The organism is Glaciimonas sp. PCH181, from assembly GCF_003056055.1.
In the GTDB taxonomy this organism is placed as follows: domain Bacteria; phylum Pseudomonadota; class Gammaproteobacteria; order Burkholderiales; family Burkholderiaceae_D; genus Glaciimonas.
Map to the genome: position 1 here is coordinate 1221276 of NZ_PYFP01000001.1, position 22061 is coordinate 1243336.

Annotated in this window: 20 protein-coding genes; 12 read left to right on the plus strand and 8 right to left on the minus strand. The window is 53.4% G+C overall.

The features are described from left to right. Positions 1–1428 carry a PLP-dependent aminotransferase family protein gene (locus C7W93_RS05520; RefSeq protein WP_108439118.1) on the minus strand — a complete coding sequence of 476 codons (1428 nt, stop codon included), beginning with the start codon at positions 1426–1428 and terminating at the stop codon, positions 1–3. A 113-nt stretch (positions 1429–1541) separates the two neighbouring features. Between C7W93_RS05520 and C7W93_RS05525 the strand changes: the two genes are divergently transcribed. The 4 genes from C7W93_RS05525 (at position 1542) to C7W93_RS05540 (ending at position 4030) form a co-directional block, all read left to right on the plus strand. Beyond that, positions 1542–1979, plus strand: coding sequence for a carboxymuconolactone decarboxylase family protein (locus C7W93_RS05525; RefSeq protein ID WP_108439119.1), 438 nt, complete (start codon positions 1542–1544; stop codon positions 1977–1979). 72 nt (positions 1980–2051) lie between these two features. Beyond that, a complete protein-coding gene (locus tag C7W93_RS05530; RefSeq protein ID WP_108439120.1) occupies positions 2052–2504 on the plus strand; it encodes a GNAT family N-acetyltransferase in 453 nt (150 codons plus the stop codon). Next, positions 2501–3118: an FMN-dependent NADH-azoreductase gene (locus C7W93_RS05535; protein ID WP_108439121.1), complete on the plus strand. Its 618-nt coding sequence runs from the start codon at positions 2501–2503 to the stop codon at positions 3116–3118. Before C7W93_RS05530 ends, C7W93_RS05535 begins: the two co-directional genes overlap by 4 nt. A 360-nt stretch (positions 3119–3478) precedes the next feature. Continuing rightward, the gene (locus C7W93_RS05540) at positions 3479–4030 is read left to right on the plus strand and encodes a 4'-phosphopantetheinyl transferase superfamily protein (protein WP_161539887.1); all 552 of its coding nucleotides are present in this window, start codon (positions 3479–3481) and stop codon (positions 4028–4030) included. A gap of 170 nt (positions 4031–4200) precedes the next feature. Here the strand turns inward: C7W93_RS05540 and C7W93_RS05545 are convergent, their stop codons facing one another. After that, positions 4201–4848 carry a LysE family translocator gene (locus C7W93_RS05545; protein WP_108439123.1) on the minus strand — a complete coding sequence of 216 codons (648 nt, stop codon included), beginning with the start codon at positions 4846–4848 and terminating at the stop codon, positions 4201–4203. Between the two features lie 119 nt (positions 4849–4967). Beyond that, entirely contained in the window at positions 4968–5903 is a 936-nt protein-coding gene (locus tag C7W93_RS05550; RefSeq protein ID WP_108439124.1) for a LysR family transcriptional regulator, read from the minus strand. A gap of 264 nt (positions 5904–6167) precedes the next feature. On the opposite strand from C7W93_RS05550, the gene C7W93_RS05555 reads away from it, so the two are divergent. The 5 genes from C7W93_RS05555 (at position 6168) to C7W93_RS05575 (ending at position 12606) form a co-directional block, all read left to right on the plus strand. Beyond that, positions 6168–7772, plus strand: a complete 1605-nt coding sequence (locus C7W93_RS05555; RefSeq protein WP_108439125.1) for a carboxylesterase/lipase family protein — start codon at positions 6168–6170, stop codon at positions 7770–7772. 69 nt (positions 7773–7841) lie between these two features. Then, positions 7842–9251, plus strand: a complete 1410-nt coding sequence (locus tag C7W93_RS05560) for a dipeptidase (protein WP_108439126.1) — start codon at positions 7842–7844, stop codon at positions 9249–9251. Between the two features lie 150 nt (positions 9252–9401). Next, entirely contained in the window at positions 9402–10706 is a 1305-nt protein-coding gene (locus tag C7W93_RS05565; RefSeq protein ID WP_108439127.1) for an MFS transporter, read from the plus strand. A gap of 200 nt (positions 10707–10906) precedes the next feature. Then, positions 10907–12088: a porin gene (locus tag C7W93_RS05570; protein WP_108439128.1), complete on the plus strand. Its 1182-nt coding sequence runs from the start codon at positions 10907–10909 to the stop codon at positions 12086–12088. A 332-nt stretch (positions 12089–12420) separates the two neighbouring features. Then, entirely contained in the window at positions 12421–12606 is a 186-nt protein-coding gene (locus C7W93_RS05575) for a hypothetical protein (RefSeq protein WP_108439129.1), read from the plus strand. Positions 12607–12766: 160 nt separating this feature from the next. Here the strand turns inward: C7W93_RS05575 and C7W93_RS05580 are convergent, their stop codons facing one another. Both C7W93_RS05580 and C7W93_RS05585 read right to left on the minus strand, forming a co-directional pair. Then, a complete protein-coding gene (locus tag C7W93_RS05580; RefSeq protein WP_108439130.1) occupies positions 12767–13798 on the minus strand; it encodes a Glu/Leu/Phe/Val dehydrogenase in 1032 nt (343 codons plus the stop codon). A 554-nt stretch (positions 13799–14352) separates the two neighbouring features. Beyond that, a complete protein-coding gene (locus C7W93_RS05585; RefSeq protein ID WP_108439131.1) occupies positions 14353–15294 on the minus strand; it encodes a LysR family transcriptional regulator in 942 nt (313 codons plus the stop codon). A gap of 134 nt (positions 15295–15428) precedes the next feature. Here C7W93_RS05585 and C7W93_RS05590 point away from each other — a divergent pair, with 134 nt between their 5' ends. The 3 genes from C7W93_RS05590 to C7W93_RS05600 are packed head-to-tail and all read left to right on the plus strand — an operon-like array spanning position 15429 to position 18418. Next, the gene (locus C7W93_RS05590) at positions 15429–16727 is read left to right on the plus strand and encodes a CitMHS family transporter (RefSeq protein ID WP_108439132.1); all 1299 of its coding nucleotides are present in this window, start codon (positions 15429–15431) and stop codon (positions 16725–16727) included. A gap of 30 nt (positions 16728–16757) precedes the next feature. Next, positions 16758–18086 (plus strand): acyclic terpene utilization AtuA family protein, encoded by a 1329-nt coding sequence (locus C7W93_RS05595; RefSeq protein WP_108439133.1) that lies wholly within the window; start codon positions 16758–16760, stop codon positions 18084–18086. 8 nt (positions 18087–18094) lie between these two features. Beyond that, positions 18095–18418, plus strand: a complete 324-nt coding sequence (locus C7W93_RS05600) for a hypothetical protein (RefSeq protein ID WP_108440499.1) — start codon at positions 18095–18097, stop codon at positions 18416–18418. A 363-nt stretch (positions 18419–18781) separates the two neighbouring features. On the opposite strand, the gene C7W93_RS25435 is transcribed toward C7W93_RS05600, so the two are convergent. The 3 genes from C7W93_RS25435 to C7W93_RS05620 all read right to left on the minus strand — a co-directional run bounded on the left by C7W93_RS25435 (position 18782) and on the right by C7W93_RS05620 (position 21997). Further along, positions 18782–18964 (minus strand): amidohydrolase family protein, encoded by a 183-nt coding sequence (locus C7W93_RS25435; protein WP_201747166.1) that lies wholly within the window; start codon positions 18962–18964, stop codon positions 18782–18784. Between the two features lie 55 nt (positions 18965–19019). Beyond that, on the minus strand, positions 19020–19718 hold the full coding sequence (locus C7W93_RS05615; protein WP_108439136.1) for a TetR/AcrR family transcriptional regulator: 699 nt from the start codon (positions 19716–19718) through the stop codon (positions 19020–19022). A gap of 269 nt (positions 19719–19987) precedes the next feature. Next, the gene (locus C7W93_RS05620) at positions 19988–21997 is read right to left on the minus strand and encodes an acetyl/propionyl/methylcrotonyl-CoA carboxylase subunit alpha (RefSeq protein WP_108439137.1); all 2010 of its coding nucleotides are present in this window, start codon (positions 21995–21997) and stop codon (positions 19988–19990) included. Positions 21998–22061 lie beyond the last annotated feature (64 nt).

Below are 22061 nucleotides of genomic sequence, written 5' to 3' on the forward strand. Positions count from 1 at the left end.
CTATGCCAACGCTTGTTTGAGTTTCAGCGCCAGACGTAGCGCATCCTTCTCATCGATAACATTCGCAAAACCCAGCAACAATCCCCGCTGCGGCTTTGCGTTGATATACCAGCGCGACAACGGATGCACAGCTAAACCAGCAGCCCGCGCATGGTCCGCCAGCATGATATCGTCTTCGTGATCAGCCAGCTTTGCCAGTATGTGCAAACCGCCCGGCTGCAATGTGATCCGTATCCGATCACCCAATATTTCCTGAAAAATCTGTGCAGTCACTGCGCGCCGTTCTGCATATAACAAACGCATTTTTTTCAGATGTCTTGAGAAATGACCTTCCGCGATAAAGTCGGCAATACCCGCCTGAAACAAATAGGGGCAGCCTGCATTCAGGTTGTAAGAGGCTGCCCGAAAATGTGCAACCGCACTCACCGGTGCAACGACATACGCCAGCCTTAAGCCGGGGAACATCGCCTTGCTAAAGGTGCCGCTATAAATGACGCGATCATTGCGATCCAGGCTTTTCAGCGCTGGCAGCGGTCGCCCCTGATAACGAAACTCACTATCGTAGTCGTCTTCGATAATCCAGCTACCGGCTTTGCTGGCCCATTCCAACAGCGCCATCCGGCGTTCCAGCGATAACGTCACGCCCAGTGGACTTTGGTGCGACGGCGTCACCATCGCGAATTTTGCATGCGGACTGAGTCGTTTACCTTCCTCGACCATTAATCCATGTTCATCGACCGGCACCGGCACGACCTTGACTGCGGCAGTCTGCAAAAACAGGCGTGCAAAAATATAGCCCGGATCTTCAAGCCAAAACGCATCGTCAGCAGTAGAAAGACTGCTTAACGTCAATTCCAGCGTATTGCGCAAGCCGGTCGTGACGAACACCTGTTCCGGCAGACAAGTCACGCCGCGCGAGACACCCAGATAGGTGGCAATCTTTTCCCGCAAACGGTCGAAACCGGCAGGATCGGGATAGGCCAGCCGCGCAGGTTCACTGCCGCGCAGCCGATGCCCGACTAGCCGGTTCCACACCTTGCGCGGAAATGCATCCAGCGCAGGCAATCCCATTTGTAGCGGCTTCGGTGCCTTGCCGTCATGCTCGACGATAACGGCATGCGCTTGTCCGATCATGATTACGGGCGATTTGAGGACAGCTGGCGGCGGCAACGACGGCGATACTACCGTGCCTGCCGCGCCCCTGACTTGCAGATAACCCTCGTCCGTCAGGATGCGATACGCCATTTCCACCGTGCCACGGGCCAGATTCAGTTCGATCGCCAGCGCCCGTACAGCTGGCACACGATCGCCCGCCTGCAAGTTTCCCTGCTCGATTGCCGTCTTAAAACGTTGGCATATTTGCATGTACATAGGCAATTCCAGCGCGCGATTGACGCGTAAATCGAGGTCAGGCTTATAGAATTTCATGGACTAGTCCTTTTTTTATTTCTTGGCCCTTCTAACATGGCCATGATTTTCGCATACTACACATCAAGCAAACGCCATTTATTCACTTCGATTTACCTAACAAGGAGCTTTATATGCACCCTCGCCTCGACTTCTACATTGCTGACAAAGACGTTATCAAGGCACTGATCGGTGTTGAAAACCAAGTCAACAAAGGCTCGCTAGACATCCTGCTGAAGGAACTTGTCCGCCTGCGTGCATCGCAAATCAACGGCTGCGCATTCTGCCTCGACATGCACGTGACCGACGCCCGCAAAGCTGGCGAATCTGAACGCCGCATGGCAACCGTTTCGGCCTGGCGCGAAACCCCCTTCTTCAGCGAACGCGAACGCGCTGCTTTGGAATGGACTGAATCGCTGACGTTGATCTCGCAAAACCATGTACCGGATGCAGTCTGGAATGCCGTTCGCCCCCACTTCACCGATGCCGAACTGGTTGAACTGACATTACTTATCACGTCGATCAACAGCTGGAATCGCTTTGCTATCGCATTTCGCAAGATGCCAGAGTAATTGCTAACGCCAATAGCTCTGTTCGCTCTATCACCGCAACGATAGAGCGAGGTTAAACTTTGGGAGAAACGTATGCAGTCTGATGTAAAAATAAAACACATCGAAAGCGACGCCGATCTGGAAGCGTCGTTCTCGGTAATGAAGGAATTACGACCGCATCTGAGCGACCGCGCAAGCTACGCCGCACAAATCGCGCAGCAACGCACCCAAGGCTATCGCTTGCTTGCAGCCTGGCGCGATGGCGCAATTGTCGGACTGGCAGGCTATCGATTGCTAGACAATTTGCTGTACGGGCACTTCATTTACGTCGATGATCTGGTGGTAACGGCTTCGTTGCATCGCGCCGGGTTGGGCGAGCGCCTGCTGCAAGCAGCAAGGCAACAAGCCATCGCGTTGCACTGCAACCATTTTGTGCTGGATACCGGGTTGCATATGGCGCTGGCGCAACGGTTTTACTTCCGGCAAGGACTGCTGGCAAGAGGCATGCATTTCGTCGAACCACTTACTCAGGATATAACGGCATGACGCGTATTTTGTTATTGAACAGCGGCCCGCACAGCGATGCAAGCTACGGGTATCGTCTGGCTAGGGAAGCGATTGCTGCATCAGGCATCGACAATGTAAAGATCACCGAACGTGATTTGGTGAAATCACCCATTCCACCCATCGGCCGCGATTACGCGATGGCCATCACTTCGCAAACCGTAGCCGATGCGGAAGAATTCGCGTGGTCGGAACGCCTGATTGCCGAACTGGAGCAGCACGATATGCTGTTCATCGTCACGCCGATGCACAACTTCACCGTGCCCGCCGCGCTCAAACTCTGGCTCGATCATGTCATCCGCATCAATCGCAGCTTTTCCGCTACGCCGGAAGGTAAAGTTGGATGGATGAAAGACCGTCCGACCTTTGTCTTGGTAAGTTCTGGTGGTTTTTTTGCAGGTGAACGGGCGAAACAGGCTGATTTTTTGACACCGTACTTGCGCTATGCACTAGGCTCAATCGGCATCAACGATGTGCACTTTTTTCCGCTGCAAGGACTGGTCTTCGGCCCGGAAGCTGTGGCGCAGGCAGTAAATACAGCACACAAGCAATTATCTGAAAAATTGTCATTGACCAGCGCAAGCCTGGCAAGATAACCATGCGGCATGGTTAGATAGGTATAACCGGTCATCGGTGACTATAATGCAAATCGAAAAACAGACGCTTTTACGATCTTAACTTTTCGATTCGCATTATAGTCACCGATGAACAGACCTAAAATATCGTCCTCTACTATGCTAGCAAACAATGCTGACACAATTCATTTATGGTTTGCCTACGTTGACGAGATACAAAATCTGCATTTATTGGACCGATATCGCAGTCTGTTGACGGAAGAAGAACGACAGCAGGAAAAGCGTTTTCATTTTTTGCGAGATCGACGACGCTATCTTGTTACGCGTGCACTTGTTCGTACAGTGCTGTCACGTTACGCTGACGTAGCGCCGGAAGAATGGTTGTTCGCCAGCAATGCTTACGGACGACCAGAAATTGCGAATCCTGATGTCGCATCAAAAATAGCATTCAATATCTCCCACACAAAAAACCTGATCGTACTCGGCATAACCTTTGGCGATACATTGGGAGTTGACGTAGAAAACGTCGGCCTTCGTGATGCGCCGCTTGACTTGGCATCACAGTTTTTCTCCCCCAATGAAGTCGCCGCTCTTGTCGCACTTCCGCCTGAATCCCAATCACAGCGCTTCTTTCAATATTGGACGTTAAAGGAAGCCTATGTAAAGGCGCGTGGGATGGGATTATCGATTCCTCTGGATCAATTTGAATTTGATTTCACAACAGATCGTCACATAAAATTCTCAACCAATCCATCCTTAAACGATAGTCCGTCCCGATGGCAATTTTGGCAGTTTCAGCCATCGGAAGATCATCTATTGGCGGTGTGCGCTGAACGTTTTGACGGGCCTAAACCCGAATTTTTGATGAGAAAAATTGTTCCGCTAGAAGCCGAGCAGTTCATAAATTGTCCGATGCTATGCGCGTCAGCATGATCTTTTTTCAGACAACAATGGCATATTAAATAGCCCTCCACGCTCCTGCGTGGTCAACGCAAAACGACAAAGGAATAATTTTATTAACTAACGTGGAAAACAACCAAGAAAAAACCATCGATAGCGATTGCCTCACAGAAATCTATTGTCAAAAAACCCTGATTATCAACTCACGCAGCAGGCCGCCTTAAAAACGCCAATACCACGCCAAACGCAATCATCATCGATCCACTCACACGGTTGAACCAGCGAAATCCTTTTGCGCTATTTGTAAATATTCTCAGCCGCGCACCGATCAACGCATAAATGGCAATGGCCACTAACTCAAGCAGTAAAAACGTCGCGCCGAGCATTAAAAAGCTCGTCGTATAAGCTGATTGATCAACAAATTGAGGGAAAAATGCGGTGAAGATAAGAATCGCTTTGGGGTTCCCTGCTGCCACCAAAAACTCTTGTTTTGCTAGTCGGCGTAATTTTTCGTAGGGCAGTTCGGCGATTGTCTGCTTGTCATTTACGGCGCCCCCCAGATCAACAGGCTGCGAGTTAAATAATTTGATGCCAAGCCAGACCAGATAAGCAGCACCGCCAAATTTCAACACGGTAAATAGTGTTTCCGATGCAAGCAAAAGCGCACCGAGGCCAAAACCGGCGATTCCTATCATCACAGCAAAAGCCAGCAAACGTCCAAACGCTGCGAGTATCGAATAACGCACACCATCGCGCGCACCGTTCGACAGGGATAGCATGTTATTCGGGCTGAATGCCATATTCAGTGCAAAACAGGCAGGAAGAAAGAGCCAGTAATTTTGGAACGACATGCGGTTCACCCATTGGGAATTCTTGAGACAAATACGTTATCAGATCAAACGGATATTTTATTAGAAAATCGCTACTGACATTGCGCCTGATTGCGCCGTGAATAAGTGACGGAATCCTGTCATTTTGCGTCCGGGGCGAAGGCTTTTTGCTTCACTTCGCTGAGCGCAAGATTGACGCAAAATTGGCGAATTACGTCTAGCATAGGAGACTCCGTCCGCCCCTCCAAAGTAACAAAAGCATACTGTGCATCGACTTCGAATGGCAGATCGAGCTGCACTACTTCGATGTCACCGCTACGCAGCCATGTCCGCGCCGTGGCAAGTACGCCAAGAAAAACCGCATCAGTCGTCAGTACGGCATCGATCAGTGCAGCGACGGAGTCTGACGATGCCCGCAAGAAGCGCGTCGGATGCGCTATCGGACCAAAACGCTCAATTAGCACACGAGAAGTTTCATCGCTCAGCACGGTCGAAACGACCGGGTATTTGACGATCTCGGCGAACTCTACGCCATGGCGGTTCGACAGTGGATGACCACGCCGACACATGAAACCCGATTGCACGCGGCCAAGCAAACGCGTATGCAGATCCTCACGAGGTGGAACCGCGCGTGAATGCACGAGCAAGGCATCGAATGTGCGCTCCCGCAAAGCCGCAACCTGGGCCTCGGGACTGCCCGTTGAAAGATGCACACCGACGCGGGGATACTGACGCAGCATGTACGACAACAACGGTCCCGCAAACATGGCATTTGGCGCAGACCCCAATCCGAGCCGGATCGTGCCGCCATCACCCTGAGTCAGCAACTGTGCGGTGTGCTTCAGATCTACAGCCTCAGAGACGATCTTTCTGGCCTTCTCGGCAACCACGGTGCCAAACGGCGTGAGCTCGTTGCGTTTACCAACACGATCAATCAATCGCGTTCCCAGCTCCTGCTCAAGCATCTGAATGCTACGGCTTAACGCCGGTTGCGTGAGATATAGCACCTCTGATGCCCTGCTAAAAGAGCCCGTTTCAACCAACGCCAGGAAATGCTCAAGGTGATGCAAATTCATAATGACGTCCTATTCCAGAAGAGTGTATTTGGGCACGTCTAAGTGTATGCCAAGCATCAGAAAATGTAATGATAATCAGAAAAATAATGCATTGGACAGATGAATTTACACTTTCTATGATGTGTTATCGCATTGTTCTTAAGACGCCGAGAGCGTGCACAGATCCGTTCGATGCAAGAGGTCGCACCCAAATACCCGACCTCGGCACAGCCGGGAAATAGTAAAAAAGTAGCGAAGTTCATTCGACACAGACAAGGGGTAGACATGAAAACAAATAAGGGTATTTCAACCATTTTCGCACTGCTTGCCGTAACGCTTAGTGCGTGCGGCGGTGGCAGCGGGCAGAAGGACGCCTTAGCGACCAGCAATGTCACGGTCCAGACTACAGAAGGTCCCGTCGTAGGGGTGCTGAAAGGCAACGTTGTTTCTTATCTTGGTATGCCATACGCGAAGGCCCCTGTTGGGACACTGCGCTGGATGCCTCCGCAAGCGCCGGTGCCTCGCACCAGCACGCTGAGCACCGCGTCTTACGGCAACGCCTGTCCGCAAACTACAGTGCAAAACGACATCCCGGCGAGCAACATGTCGGAGGATTGTCTCTTCATCAACGTACAAGAACCTGCGGCCACGGTTGCATCTAGCAAACTCCCGGTTGTTGTCTACATCCATGGCGGCGCGTTCACGCTTGGTTCGGGCGCGCAGGTTGATGGCAGTGCGATCGCGACGACGGGCAACATCGTGTTCGCGAGCTTCAACTACCGACTTGGGGCGTTAGGCTACCTGGCGAACGCTGCGCTACAGACTGCGAATGGTGATGGCACTCTGGGGAATTTCGCCGTGATGGACCAGCAGGCTGCGCTGCAATGGGTGCAGAAAAACATCGCCGCGTTCGGTGGCGATCCGAACAACGTCACCGTTTGGGGATTGTCGGCTGGTGCCACGTCCACGTTCACGCTGCTGGAATCGCCTCTATCCAAAGGCCTGTTCAGCAAGGCGGTCATGCAAAGTGGTGGCGGCGGCGCTTACTCGAACTTAACGCCGGATAACGCGATTGCGCAAGGCAATACGCTGATCCAGGCCGCTGGATGTACTGGTACGCCCGATGCTTTAGCGTGTCTGCGCGGCAAATCAGCTACCGACCTTGTCGCCGCCCAAACTAATAGCAAGTGGCGGCCAACGATCGATGGCAAAGTTGTCACTCAGGTGCCGTCGGCTGCGTTTATTACCGGCAACTTTAACCGTGTGCCAGTGATGATCGGCGGCGTGTATGACGAGGGAACGCTGTTCGTTCCTCCGACATTGCCTGCGTCGGTCTATACGCAAGCGATCGCATCGCTTGCGCCACCCGGCTATGACACTACGAAGATCCAAGCGGCCTATCCACTTGCTAACTATGCGGTTCCCGCACAGGGCTTGGCACGCGCGGAAGGCGATGCGTTATACGCGTGTGGGAACAGCTCACGCCGGGACGAACTTTCCGCATGGGTTCCCGTATTCGGGTGGGAATTTACAGATCCTACGCTCTCCTTCCCAACTAACCCGACGGCCTTCTATCTGGGTACATCACACGGGACCGACGCGTCATATTGGTTCGGCGCACCCAATGTCGCAACAAGTAACCCGCTCCCCGCCATGCAAGCGCTTGGCGTTCAGATGAAGAAGTATCTCGTCAATTTCGCCCGCAATGGGGATCCAAACGGAGACGGCTCAGACCGGAGCATCCCGCATTGGCCGCGATACGTAGCATCCAGCGATCGCGAAATGGTCGAACTGACGATTCCGTCGATCACCGTATCGAACACTGCTTTCGAAACGACGCACAACTGCAACACCCTCTGGGGAAAAGCTGTATTCCCACCTATTTATTAATGCACGTGTAACACAAGACGCGAGTCGCTCAGGCTACTCGCGAAAGCAAACTTAGAATCAGGAATAATCATGAATGAACGCGTAGTCGATTTTCTGCATGCCGAGCACGACAACATCCTGTCGCGTCTCGACACATTTCTCCGTATCCCTAGCGTCAGTGCTGATCCCGCATACAGCGTGCACATGAATGAAGCAAGGCAGCACTTGGCAGAACGCTTGAAGCAAATAGGAATGCAGAATGTCTGCGAGCTCGACGGCGGTGGAGAAGCGGCGGTCTATGGAGAATGGCTGGGCGCGCCGGGGAAGCCGACTATCCTGATTTACGGGCATTACGACGTACAGCCGGAAGATCCAATCGAATTGTGGAAAAGTCCGCCTTTCGAACCAACAGTACGAGACGGATGCATCTTTGCGCGTGGCGCATCCGACGTCAAAGGATCAACGACCATTGCGTTGGAAGTCGTCGCTGCATACCTTGCGGTGTCGGGAGCCTGTCCGGTCAATGTCAAGGTTTTCCTGGAGGGAGAGGAAGAAACCGGAAGCCCTACGCTGGGGAACATCATTGACCGGTATCGGGATCTCTTGAAAGTCGACGCGGTATTGTCAGCCGATGGCGGCCGCGCCAGCGCTGATTTTCCGACGATCAACACGGGCGCACGCGGTAATGGTCAACTGGAATTTAGTGTGCGTACTGCGGACAAGGATTTACACTCCGGCCGTTATGGCGGCTGCGTCCGCAATGCACTGCATGAAATGGCAACGCTGGTCGCGTCTTTGCATGACGTAAACGGGGCGATCGCAGTTGAAGGATTTTACGCAAGCGTCGAGGACATTACGCCGCGTCAAAAAACCGACACAGCGGCATTTCCCTTCGATGAAAAAGCATTCTTGGGCGATGTTGCAGCAAGTCATCACGGCGAACCCGGCTTCATCATCAGGGAACAGCTGACGCTGCGTCCATCACTCGACATCAATGGCATGTGGGGCGGTTACACAGGCCAGGGCGGCAAGACGATCATCCCGAACACTGCTAGCGCAAAGCTCACCGTGCGCTTAGTCGAGGGGCAAAATTCAAGCGACGTCCTCCAGCAAGTTGCGCAGCACTTGCACAGCCATTGCCCAGCGGGCGTGTCACTGGAGATTTCCAACATGTTTTGCGGCGCACCGGCGTCGACCTTATCTCCGGCACATCCGCTTGTGCGGGCGGCCGAAACTGTCTTATTCAACGAAACAGGTCGTCAAGCGGCGCATGTCCGGCTCGGCGCAAGCGTCCCGATCACGGCGGTCTTCAAAGAGATGCTGGGAGTCGATACACTGATGTTCGGTTACAACCTTCCCGATGAAGATGTGCATGCGCCCAATGAGTTCTTCCGCATCAAGTCGATTGGTGAAGGTTTGCGTGGATGGTCTTTATTCCTGGAGGAACTCGGAAAGTATCCGGTTTCAGCATTTTCCACGCCTGAGCGCTTGAAGCAATAACGAGGAACCATCTTACGGCGTCGTCCAATCAGCGAAGACGACGCCTGAGTGTGAGGTGAGCGCGCGCAATCCGCGTTTGTTGACCGATGGTCGACGGATAGTGCCCACCACCCAGCTGCAACGATATACATTCTTAAAAGAGAGAAAGAAATGGGAGATCAATTGCACTTCGCGGCAATCAAGCCAGTGCGCTTATCTGGCACAAAGCTTCTTGTCGCCACCACGATCGGCAATGCATTAGAGTTTTTCGATTTCACAGTGTTCGGTTTTTTTGCGATCGTCATCGGCCATCAGTTCTTTTCGCCACTTAGTGCGGATGGTCAGCTGATGTCATCGGTGGCAACGTTCGGCGTCGGCTTTGTGATGCGGCCGATTGGCGGCATCCTGCTAGGTATGTATGCAGATCGCGCAGGACGAGGCCCCGCCATGACCTTGACGCTTAGCCTGATGACGTTGGGTGTCTGTTTGGCTGGGCTGACACCGACTTATGACCAAATCGGGATCGCGGCGCCAATCTTAATGGTCATCGCCCGACTGATTCAAGGTTTCTCCGCCGGAGGTGAAGTCGGACCAGCCACAACCGTGCTGCTCGAACATGCGCCAGTGGGTGCCAGAGGGTGGTATACCAGCTGGCAGCTGGCCAGTCAGGGACTTGGTATTGCCGCTGGCGCAGCGTCGGCCGCCGGACTTTCCTACTTTTTGCCGCATGACGCGTTGTATGCGTGGGGTTGGCGCTTGCCGTTCTTGTGCGGCGCAGTGATTCTTCCGGTCGGCATTTTTATCCGTCGTCAACTGGCAGAGTTCGAATCCCATCCGCAAGCCAAAGCTACAGCACCGGAGCTTCACTCGCCATTTACCGTCATGTTACGCGACCATCTTCGTAATTTCCTCGCGGGTATATTGCTGGTGATGGGCGGCGCCGTTACAGCGTACATGATCATATTCTTCGTCCCAACATATGCCATCCGCGAACTGAAACTCGGCGAATCTGCTTCATACGCTTGTGCAATTGCGACCGGCCTGATCATCCTGATAGTAGCGCCTATCACAGGTAAATTCGCGGACGCTTTCGGTCGTAGACTTCCCATCCTCGCAGCACGCGTTGTCCTTATTACCTCGCTCTACCCGGCATACGTTTGGCTAACCAGTGAACCCAGCACCTTTCGGCTATTCGTTGTGCTGGTCGGGTTGGCGATCCCCTTCACGATACAAGGCGCACCGTCCGTGACGATGATTCCCGAGCTATTCCCCAAGTCATTGCGCGCTACCGCCACAGGCAGCGTCTACAGCTTTGGCGTCGCGATTTTTGGCGGACTTACGCAACTGACCGCAATCTGGTTAATTCATGTCACTGGGAACAAGTTGGCCCCTGCAATCGCCGTGACGATTTGCCTGGTTCTTTCAACATTCTCCCTTCTGCTCATCAAACGCCTCCCCCCGGATCCGGCGAACTGAGAACTCAATAAACGCACCTCGCGAACCATGCCTTGCATGGGGAGCGAACTGTTTTGAATGCGACTCTGTCAGCCGCGTGGAGACGTGCGCCTGAAACTCGGGCGATGGAGTGCATCAATCGTTAGAAGTCCACAGATTCAGCAGCAAAAAACGTACGACTTATTAACACTCGAAGCATTTATCACTAAAGGGAGATTGGCATGACAAAACGGATCTTAGGTATTGCAGCGTTATCACTAATGGCGCCACTAAGCCATGCGCAAACGTCGGTGACGCTGTATGGAATCATCGATGAAGGCGCAAACTATCAATCGAACGCTGGCGGGAAGACGCTTTACAATCTGACCAGCGGCGTGCTCTCAGGCAGCCGATGGGGACTAAAAGGTTCGGAAGATCTCGGCGGCGGAAATCGCGCGTTGTTCGTTCTGGAAAGTGGCTTCGACGCAGGCACCGGCGCACTCGGGCAAGGGGCCAGACTATTCGGCCGACAATCGTATATCGGCCTGGCTTCCGACAAATACGGCACGTTAATGCTGGGCCGCCAATACGATTCTGTCGTCACCTCAATCGGCCTGTTCGAGGTCGGCGATCAATGGGGTGGTTACATCACCGCGCATCCCGGCGATCTGGACAACTTCAACAATACGGTCCGCACCAACAACGCGATCAAATACCAAAGCAACACTTATAACGACGTCTCTTTCAGCGGCATGTACAGCCTTGGCGGTCAGGCTGGTAACGCAACGGGCAACCAAGTCTGGTCACTGGGCACGAACTATGCACGCGGCCCGTTAAGCCTCGCTGCGGCATACCTGACTGCTCGCACTCCGAACGCAGGTTTTTTCGGCAACAGCAGTGCCTCTGCAGTCACGTCGGCATCCGTTTCGCTCGCTTCCCCTGTCACCACTGGGTTTATCTCGGCGCACAGCTACAGCGTTGCGGCGGCGGCTGGTTCTTACGCGATCGGCCGCGCTACCCTCGGGGCCACCTATTCGTATACGCGTTACAGCGACCTTGGCGACCTCTCGGCTGGCGCGAATCCGCATGGTTATTCCGGCACGGCAACGTTCAATAACGTTGAGTTGAACGCCAAGTATCAACTCACACCGGCTTTACTCATTGGCGCTGCTTACGACTACACCAGTGGCGGAAGTGTCGCCACCTCGACCGGTGAAAAACCTGATGCCAAATACCATCAAGTGTCGATTGGCACGGATTATTTCCTGTCGAAAAGCACTGACATCTACCTCGTCGGGGTGTATCAGAAAGCATCGGGGGTCGATTCACGCGATGTCGCTGCGGTTGCCGCGGTGAACAACTTGACACCATCGAATAGCAATCACATGGCCACCGCCCGCTTGGGTCTACGATATAAGTTCTAAGCGTGTTGCGGGTTTAAGCGATCTGCATCACCGCATCACGATACTTAACCTATGCAGTCGGGCATCGTGATGCGTACAGCCGTAAAAGAAGCCTGAACGGGGATCACAAAAAAGCATTAAAAAAGTCCTGATTCCTACGACGATGGCAGCTTTATTAAGACTAAAACTTCAACGTTAACAATGATTTGAATCCTTCGCTTGCACGATAGACAGAGGTGACTAAGCGCGCTTCCAGAAAGCCAGGATGAGAGCAAACTGAGTATCGTCTATCGGGATTCCAAGAGCGCCTACGTTAAGCAGCATCCACATTTTTTCAATCTAAGGTCATGATAATGGGCAAACGTAAAGATTTCCTGTTCGGTGCGCTTTCCGGCGGATTGACGGCCCTTGGCGTATCCACCTGCGGTGGATTGAATCAATCCATGGCCACCGATTCCTCGGTGAAAAAACTGTCATTAGAAGCCTCGACACTCGCCATTCATCCTTTTTATCCAAACCGCAGGAACTCGCGGCCATAACCGAACTGGCAATCAGATAAAATTAGCCTGGAAACGATTAAACTTACAGGCCTGCGTTTCAATGTCATCGCACCCTAGTTTCAATAGTAAAAATGGCACCCAAGGGTGCCATCGTGCGTTTTGGCACAGAGATAAATCATCCCTGCGTTTATGGTCAAAATTAATGCTTGAAGCGAGCTTCGGCTAGCATGTCTGCTACCACGCTGGTAGGCAAACCTTCAGTGTCGGCGCGTTGGAATATCTCAGCCAGAGTTACGCCGATTTCACGCACATGGGCTTCGACATCGGCTTCCGGTTTGTCGTAGTACTCATAGCAAGCCTTGATGATGCCGCCGGCATTGATGACGAAATCCGGAACGTATAGCACTTCCTTGCGACGCAACAGTTCCCCCACTTCCGCGGTGGCCAGTTGGTTATTGGCAGCACCGGCGACAATCTTGGCTTTCAGGCGCGTCAAGGTTGCGGGATTGAGCGTGGCACCCAATGCGCATGGGGCATAGATGTCGGCTTGAACGTCATAAATGGCATCGGTTGAGACTACTTCGGCACCAAACTCGGCGCGTGCGCGTTCCAGTGCAACCTGATCGATATCGGTGACGATCAACTTGGCCCCGGCCCGATGCAAGCGGCGGGCGTAGTCGTAACCGACGTTGCCCAATCCTTGTACCGCCACCGTCAAGCCTTCCAGCGATTCGCGCCCAAGGTAATGCCTGACCGCTGCTTGTGCACCAACAAAACATCCGAGTGCAGTGAACGGCGATGGATCACCGCTGGCACCGAGACCGGCAACGTATTTAGTCTTGCTAGCGATATGCGCCATGTCAGCCGGGCTGGTGCCGACATCTTCCGCCGTGATGTAACGGCCACCCAGACGTTCCAACGCTTCGCCCATGGCTTCGAATAAGGCTGGTGTCTTGGCTGTTTTAGGATTACCAATGATGACGCTTTTACCGCCGCCAATAGGCAGGCCAGCAACCGCACTCTTATAGGTCATGCCACGCGACAATCGCAGTACATCGTTAACGGCGACGGCTTCACTCGCGTAGTCCCACATCCGGCAACCACCCATGGCCGGGCCGAGATTGGTGTTGTGGACAGCGATGATGCCTTTGAGGCCGGATTTTTCTTCGCAAACGAAGACTACTTGTTCGTGGTTATCGAAATTCAATTCATTAAAAATAAAAGTACTCATGCTTTTGGCTCCGTGTGGATAACACTCTCGTCCCGGCTTAGATAGGCGCAAGCTTCCGTTGTTATCCAGGGTTAAGGTTGGTAATGCGGGCATGCCGCAGATTGGTATTGCAAACAGATATCGTAGTAATGAAAGCAGCGCTTTTTTTCAATTCATCTGGCATCATCACCGATAGTTAGTATAGATTTTTCGATGTAGTATTTGCATCCAAATTTGGCTATCATTTGTCGAAAAATTAGTTCAAATAAACTAAAAAAATTGATTTTTTTAGTTGAATTTTTCAAAGCTAAAATAGCTCTCAAAATTCTTCAACAATTCGCCACGGAAGGGCGTATTAGGAATGGATACACGATGTCGGCTAGATTTAACATCTACGTCGCGACGGGTATATTTAATGGAAGAAATAGAAATATTTGAGGATATTTGCGCTTCTGGACGAGGTCCAGACTTGCCGGTGAATTGGTGGCGCTCGTGACAGTTGCAATGACAAATAAACCAAGATGCTTTGGCTAGGTTCGTGGAAAGAATTGCGCAAGTCCCGCAGGCCAGTTAACCTAGCCTTTAAGGCGCTTCGGCGCCGCGCGGTTGCCGATGTTACGCAATCGTTTTTCAATCAGCTCTGACATACCTTGCGCTGCGATGGAAAGAGAACGCTCTTTCTTTTGCACGATCAGGATCGGCCGCACAATTTCATCTGTATCAACCGGGGCATCGACCGGGATACTCACCAGATTCATATGGCGAAACTGGAACAAAGTCAGCTCCGGCACGATGCTGACGCCCAGCCCGGATTCAATCAACCCTGCCACGGTAGCCAAATGCTCCACCTCCAGACCGGAATTCATCACCGGAATGCCGCGCAGCAATAGCTCGACGTGCTGGCGCACACTGGTGCTGCGCGCAAGATGGATCAGTTCGCAACCGCTCAAGTCAGACAGACGAATGCGGCGCTTTTTGGCCAGCGGGTGATCCTGCCGACACACCAGATAAAAAGGATCACTACATAAGGTTTTGGTATCGAACTCAGTCAAGCCAGAACCCGGTGCGGTCAAAGCGATATCCACCTTGCCCTGACGCAGCATGGCGAGGCACTGATCCGACAAAGCGTCGAACAGTTGCACGGTGATTCCTGGATAAGTGCGCTTGTATTCGGCAATCACCGCTGGCAAGCCGTTGGCGGCGAGCGACGGCAAGGCCGCAATCGCCACCCTGCCTTTGCGTCGCGCAACGTAATCGCTCATATCCGCAAACGCGGCCTCAATATCGCCGACTAGAGAGCGCGCCACTTCAGCAAACAGTTCTCCTTCTGCGGTCAGCGTAACGTTACGCGTATCGCGCTCAAACAGCTTGGCCCCTACCGCCGCTTCCAATTTCTGAATCATGACGCTGAAGGCAGATTGCGACATAAAACAACGTTCCGCGGCGTTGGTGAAATGCTTGCACTCTTGCAACGCGAGGAAGGCATGCAGCGAACGGGTGGAGATATTCAGCTTCATCAATTAATCTCTTTTTACGATCAATCCATCGAAAAAAAACATTTTACAGCACAAACCCCAGCAACCAGAATAGCGACAAAACAAGGCTTAAAACAAGTACTTAAAAAATATATAAAGAATTGGAGACAGACAATATGCTGGCATTACTCGGCTTCATCACTATCGCTACCCTGCTCGCCGCAATCCTGACAAAAAAAATGTCACCACTGGTAGCATTGATTGCAATTCCCATCCTTGCTGCCCTGATCGGCGGGTTCGGACTGGGAACCTCAAAATTCATCGTATCGGGCATTACCAACATTGCCCCAGTGGCAGGCATGTTCGTCTTCGCGATTTTGTTTTTCGGAATCGTCACCGATGCTGGCATGCTGGACCCGATCATCTCCGGCATCCTGCGCATCGTCGGCAGCCGCCCAACCCGCATCGTGCCTGGGACTGCGTTACTGGCATTACTGATCCACTTGGATGGCTCCGGCGCGGTCACCTTCCTCGTGACGATTCCCGCCATGCTACCGTTGTACCAGCGTCTTGGCATAGACAAACGCATCCTGGCTTGCGTCGCATCGCTGGCGGCAGGCGTGAATTTCCTGCCGTGGACTGGTCCCATGATCCGCGCCTCTGCCGCCCTGCATATTCCGGTCAGCGAGATTTTCACGCCATTAATTCCGGTGCAAATCGTCGGCCTGATATTTGTTTTTTCAGTCGCTTACTACCTAGGTTTGAAAGAAGAACGACGCCTTGGCTTAACCAAGGGTGCACCCGCCGGATTTGTCCATACCCATGAATTGACAGAAGCAGAACAAAGCATCCGTCGTCCAAAGAATTTCTGGATCAATATCGTGCTGACGGTCTTCGTCCTAGGCGTGATGATCAGCGGAAAAGTCGATCCGGTGGTGATGTTCATGATCGGTGTGGTGCTGGCCTTGATGATCAATTATCGCAATGCGGATATGCAACGTAGCCGTATCGATGCGCACGCCAAAGCTGCCCTGCTGATGGCCAGCATCTTGTTCGCGGCTGGCGTATTCACCGGGATCATGACCAAATCCGGGATGCTGAGCGCAATGGCCAAGATGGCGGTCGGGCTAGTACCGCCGTCGATGGCATCGCATATTCCGGCAGTGCTTGGTTTGATATCGATGCCGCTATCCATGTTGTTCGATCCCGACTCTTTCTACTTCGGCGTGCTGCCGGTGATCGCGGAAGTCGGCCATATGCTGGGAGTACAACCGCTGCATGTGGCGCAAGCCGCCCTGCTGGGCCAGATGACTACCGGCTTCCCCGTCAGCCCATTGACGCCAGCAACTTTTCTGGTCGCAGGCCTGGCCGGTATTGATTTGGCCGACCATCAGAAATACACATTTAAATATCTGTTCGCAGCATCGGTCATCATGACGATTACCTGTGTCGTGATCGGCGTCTTTCCCTTGTAATACTGCACATAAACACCTGAGGAAATTATCATGAAACATATCAGAATCGGTGCCGGCGCCGGTTACTCCGGCGACCGCATCGAACCCGCCATCGAATTGGCAGAAAAAGGCGAGATTGACTATTTGGTCTTCGAATGTCTGGCCGAGCGCACCATTGCCATCGCCCAGCAAAGCAAAATGAAAGATCCATCCTCAGGCTTTGATCCGCTGCTGGCACAACGAATGCACGCCGTGCTCGCTATCTGTAGCGAAAAAAAGATCAAGATCATCACCAACATGGGCGCGGCCAATCCCCTAGCCGCCGCCGCTCTGGTCAGAGAAATTGCGCTATCGATGAATCTTCAGTTGAAGGTGGCCGCGGTAACTGGCGATGATGTGCTGGAGGCACTAAAAACAGGCACTTATACCAGCGATCAGGGCATCACCGTCAGCAGCTTGGGCAACAAACTACTTTCGGCCAACGCCTACATCGGCGCGGCACCGTTGGTAGAAGCGTTAGCGCAAGGTGCAGATGTCATCATTACAGGCCGGGTCTCAGATCCGGCCTTGTTCCTCGCGCCGTTGATCCACGAATTCAACTGGGCCATGGATGACTGGCATCGGCTCGGCCAAGGCACGATGGTTGGCCATTTGCTTGAGTGTGCCGGTCAGATCACTGGCGGCTACTTTGCCGATCCCGGTTATAAAGACGTGCAAGGATTGGCACAGTTGGGATTCCCAATCGGCGAGGTTGCAGAAGACGGTTCAGTCGTCATCACCAAAGTTACAGGTTCCGGCGGTCTGGTAACGGCTGCCACCTGCAAGGAACAACTACTGTACGAAATACACGATCCCGCCAGCTACCTGACACCGGATGTGGTGGCCGATTTTTCCGGGGTGACAATGCGCGAAGTCGGCCCCGACCGCGTGCTGGTGCAAGGCGCTACCGGACGCGCCAGACCCGACGCCCTGAAAGTATCGATAGGCTATATCGACAGCTATATCGGTGAAGGACAAATTTCATATGCCGGACCGGGCGCAATGGCGCGCGGCAGACTAGCCCAAGCCATCGTCGCGGAAAGATTAAAACTTAGCGCCGTAACATTCGATGAATACCGCTACGATCTACTGGGAGTAGACGCGATTCACGGTGCCGTATTATCGTCTCAGCCATCTGAACCGTACGAAGTGCGGGTGCGGGTGAGCGCCCGCTGCAACAATATGCGGGACGCCATCCGCATCGGCAACGAAGTCGAAACGCTGTACACCTGCGGTCCCGCAGCCGGTGGTGGCGTCACCAAAACGGCAAAGGAAGTGGTCGCAGTGCAATCCTGCCTGCTACCGCGCCAACAGGTAAAAACTTCAGTACATTTCGAGTGAGAATGAAAATGAAACTACGCGACCTTGCCCATTCCCGCGCTGGCGATAAAGGCGATATTTCAAATATTTCGGTGATTGCCTATCAGGAAAAAGACTACGCCCTATTGGAAAAAATCCTGACCCCAGAATTAGTCAAAGCGCATTTCGCCGATATCGTGCACGGAGATGTAGTGCGCTATGCGCTGCCGAGTCTGGGCGCACTGAATTTCGTCATGCAACGCGCCTTGGGCGGCGGCGTCACGCGTTCACTCGCACTTGATGCCCATGGTAAATGCCTGAGTTCAGCGATGATGACGATAGAAATACCTGAGGAAATAGCTAAAGCATTCTGAAGTATCTGTGCCACCCAAAAGGAAATCCATAAAAACGAAGATTTGCCGATCACCGGTACAAGCAGCATTCGCCTTAACTGTCGCCACACTGGCAGTCGCAGCGCGCGCCATGCAAAAGCATTTGTCGGATGCAGGTTTCGCTGCAAGAATCCAGGGCGGTGAACGCCCTGCCGCGCATTCGCTCGGGATCTCGCGCATGCCCATGCTAAGCGCTGACATAGCGATGACCTGATCGTCAAAGCGGGACATGCACGACTCGATAATCGGACGATGCGAGATTCAGCTTGCGTTTGGATTTAGAGCGTCATATCCCATTGCATTTTCGTTTCAATATCTATATCGGCTATTCCGACCAAGTGTGCACTATCGCTGCATTAATCGCGGGAAAAGTTCGTAAGCATTCCTGCGCGCAATGGCCTCATGCTCGGCTGCGCTCAACCCCTTAGCATTGCGAAAGCCATCGACATTAGCATTGATGCCCTGCTCTGGAATGAACGGATAATCGTTACCGAACAGGATATGGGTCAGAGACGTAAGGCGTCGCAACCCTGCGATCGCGCCGTCGGTGGCGGAAGCGGCAAGATCGCCTCGCTAATTCGGTCTATTCACCGACACGCCGCAATGCATTGTCAATTTCATTGCGAAACTGGACCAATTTATTCAGCGCATGGTTGGTAGGGGTAAATGAGGACCACAGCATTGCGGTAAGCTGCTGCGCCGTCGTTTCAATATCCGGTTTATTTTTATTCACCATGTAATCCCACAGCACATGCTCCATCGAACCATAGACCATGTCGCGCAGCAGCGGCAACGGCATGTCCGTGCGCACTTCTCCGTTGCGCTGCGCGTTGGACAACACTTTCATAAGCGGTGCCGTGTAACGCCGCTTCAACTCTGCTATCAGGCCAGCAAATTCCGCATCGACAGTGCGCCCCTCGCTTAACACCAGCGTGCACATGCCGGTGCCTTCCTGCATCAAGGTAATCAGATGCTTGCGTACAACGTAGTGCAGTTGTGCCTGCGTTCCGGTTATCTGCGCAACTTCAACTTCCAGCTTGGTCGAAATTTCATCGTACCAAGCCTTGATGACTTGCATGCACAAGTCGCGTTTGCTGCCGAAATAAGAAAAAATTGTTGCTTCCGAAATACCGAGCTGTCGCGCGATTTCCAGCGTTGTGGTCTTTTCGTAGCCATTTCCAGAAAATACGTCACGGGCTACCGTCAATATTTCCTTCACGCGCTTTTCGGAGCGTGCGCCTAGAGCTTCGCGCTTGCGCGGAATCGTTACCGTTTTATTCATGGGCTTGCAGAACCTTGGAATTGTCTTGTTTGCTGCTACACGGCGAGTCCGTCAGCGGCCAGCGTCGGGCCAATCAGCACCTGTCTCATTAGAAAATTTTACCATACCGATCTCCTGAGAATACTCTGGCCTTCCTACTGCCAGAGAAGTGATTGTTGGTGATCAAATTTTCCAAAATCACCGTTCCATGCATTGGTTTCTGAACCGATTATTATGCAGACAGTTAAGGCGCATTTCGATCTTTCGCTAGCGCGATTGATCAAATTTCATTAAACCTTAAATGAAAGCAACTGCGTACCTTCCTCGACCTGATCACCCATCGCATACAGCACTTCCTCCACCATGCCGTCACGCGGCGCGGCGATCGTGTGTTCCATTTTCATGGCTTCCATGATCAACAACGGTGCGCCTTTTTGTACCGTGTCGCCCTTGCACACCAAGATCGCGACGATCTTGCCGGGCATCGGCGCGGTCAGTCTGCCGACTTCGGCTTCGACTTGCCCCGCATGCGCGAGGGGGTCGTTGTACGGCAACACTGCGTGCTTGCCCGCAGCAAATACATGCACGGTATCGCGGTCCACGACGACGGTGCCGCGCACCAACCTGCCATCCACCCGGATCGCATAGTCACTACCCTGCTGCGTCACCAGTGTGACCTGCGACGTTAGATTGGCGTACCCAAGGGTCCAGCCATTTTGCTCGTAGTCCAACGTCACTGGCAAGCGCTGTCCAAGGTCGGTAAATTCGAGCGTGCGCTGCAACGTGGCATTCATGCGCCAGCCCGTCAAAAGCGCCCATGGATCGGAGGATGCCACTCTCGTTCGCCGGGATTCATGGGCCAACAGTGCCATCACCGCCAGTGCCATCACTTCAATCGATACCGGTGCTGGGGCCGGGAACAATGCAGCATGATGGCGTTCGATCAAGCCGGTATCGAGATCGGCGCTGGCGAACGGTACGCTCTCGACCAGCCGCTTCAAGAACGCGATATTGGTATTCAGTCCCACGACCCGATAGTCCGACAGCGCATCGCTCATCCGCGTCAGCGCTTCTTGGCGGTCGCGCCCCCAAACGATCAGCTTGGCGATCATCGGATCATAAAAAGGGGAAATCGCATCGCCTTCGCGCACCCCGCTATCGATGCGCAGCGCCGCGGGCTGCTCTGCCGTTCCGCCTAGCTCGAACGCCACCGCTGCAGGGGTACGTAAATGACGCAAGGTGCCAATCGACGGCAAGAAATCGTTGTCTGGATTCTCCGCATAAATACGCGCTTCGAGCGCATGGCCATGGATCTTTAGCTGTTGCTGCTGCAACGGTAGCGCCTCGCCAAAGGCCACCCGTAATTGCCACTCGACCAAGTCCTGACCGGTGATCATTTCGGTGACCGGATGTTCGACCTGCAGCCGGGTGTTCATTTCCATGAAATAGAACGAACCATCCTGGTTGGCGATGAATTCGACCGTGCCAGCGCCGACGTAACCGACCGCCTTGGCTGCCGCGGTTGCCGCATTGCCCATCGCCATGCGGCGTTCGGCCGTCATACCCGGCGCGGGCGCTTCTTCCAGCACCTTTTGGTGGCGACGCTGGACCGAGCAGTCGCGCTCGAACAGATAAACGCAGCTGCCGTGCGTATCGGCAAATACCTGGATTTCGATATGGCGTGGCTGGGTCAGGTATTTTTCAACCAGCACCTTGTCGTCGCCAAAGCTGTTGATTGCTTCGCGCTTGCAAGATGCCAAGGCATCCTTGAACTGCTGGCTTTTCTCGACGATGCGCATGCCTTTGCCGCCACCGCCAGCGCTGGCCTTGATCAAGACCGGATAGCCCATCGCGTCGGCCTCATTTTGCAAGAAATCCGGATCCTGTTGATCGCCATGGTAACCCGGCACTAACGGCACCTTAGCCTTTTCCATCAAGGCTTTGGCGGCCGACTTGGAACCCATCGCAACGATAGCAGAAGCTGGCGGGCCGATGAAGACTATGCCTGCGTCAAAGCAGGCTTGCGCGAATTGTGCATTCTCGGACAAGAAGCCGTAACCCGGATGGATCGCCTGTGCGCCCGTTGCGAGCGCCGCCGCGATGATTTTATCGGCGCTCAGATAACTTTCCTTGGCCGGTGCCGCGCCGATTGCGACCGATTCGTCGCACAGCGCGACATGGCGTGCATTGATATCCGCATCCGAATAAACGGCAACGGTTTTTACACCCATGCGACGCGCCGATGAGGCAACCCGGCAGGCAATCTCGCCACGGTTAGCGATCAGAATTTTTGTAAACATGTTTTTCTCCAGAATACGGTGGCTTGCGGGTAAGAATACGCAATGCGCGGATAGTGAGCGTGCG

Coding starts and splice junctions, on each gene's coding strand:
- C7W93_RS05585 (WP_108439131.1), bottom strand. CDS start 15,294: ATGAAGCTGAATATCTCCACCCGTTCGCTGCATGCCTTCCTCGCGTTG.
- C7W93_RS05570 (WP_108439128.1), top strand. CDS start 10,907: ATGACAAAACGGATCTTAGGTATTGCAGCGTTATCACTAATGGCGCCA.
- C7W93_RS05560 (WP_108439126.1), top strand. CDS start 7,842: ATGAATGAACGCGTAGTCGATTTTCTGCATGCCGAGCACGACAACATC.
- C7W93_RS05535 (WP_108439121.1), top strand. CDS start 2,501: ATGACGCGTATTTTGTTATTGAACAGCGGCCCGCACAGCGATGCAAGC.
- C7W93_RS05615 (WP_108439136.1), bottom strand. CDS start 19,718: ATGAATAAAACGGTAACGATTCCGCGCAAGCGCGAAGCTCTAGGCGCA.
- C7W93_RS05590 (WP_108439132.1), top strand. CDS start 15,429: ATGCTGGCATTACTCGGCTTCATCACTATCGCTACCCTGCTCGCCGCA.
- C7W93_RS05600 (WP_108440499.1), top strand. CDS start 18,095: ATGAAACTACGCGACCTTGCCCATTCCCGCGCTGGCGATAAAGGCGAT.
- C7W93_RS05620 (WP_108439137.1), bottom strand. CDS start 21,997: ATGTTTACAAAAATTCTGATCGCTAACCGTGGCGAGATTGCCTGCCGG.
- C7W93_RS05545 (WP_108439123.1), bottom strand. CDS start 4,848: ATGTCGTTCCAAAATTACTGGCTCTTTCTTCCTGCCTGTTTTGCACTG.
- C7W93_RS05555 (WP_108439125.1), top strand. CDS start 6,168: ATGAAAACAAATAAGGGTATTTCAACCATTTTCGCACTGCTTGCCGTA.
- C7W93_RS05575 (WP_108439129.1), top strand. CDS start 12,421: ATGGGCAAACGTAAAGATTTCCTGTTCGGTGCGCTTTCCGGCGGATTG.
- C7W93_RS05525 (WP_108439119.1), top strand. CDS start 1,542: ATGCACCCTCGCCTCGACTTCTACATTGCTGACAAAGACGTTATCAAG.
- C7W93_RS05530 (WP_108439120.1), top strand. CDS start 2,052: ATGCAGTCTGATGTAAAAATAAAACACATCGAAAGCGACGCCGATCTG.
- C7W93_RS05595 (WP_108439133.1), top strand. CDS start 16,758: ATGAAACATATCAGAATCGGTGCCGGCGCCGGTTACTCCGGCGACCGC.
- C7W93_RS05520 (WP_108439118.1), bottom strand. CDS start 1,428: ATGAAATTCTATAAGCCTGACCTCGATTTACGCGTCAATCGCGCGCTG.
- C7W93_RS05550 (WP_108439124.1), bottom strand. CDS start 5,903: ATGAATTTGCATCACCTTGAGCATTTCCTGGCGTTGGTTGAAACGGGC.
- C7W93_RS05580 (WP_108439130.1), bottom strand. CDS start 13,798: ATGAGTACTTTTATTTTTAATGAATTGAATTTCGATAACCACGAACAA.
- C7W93_RS05565 (WP_108439127.1), top strand. CDS start 9,402: ATGGGAGATCAATTGCACTTCGCGGCAATCAAGCCAGTGCGCTTATCT.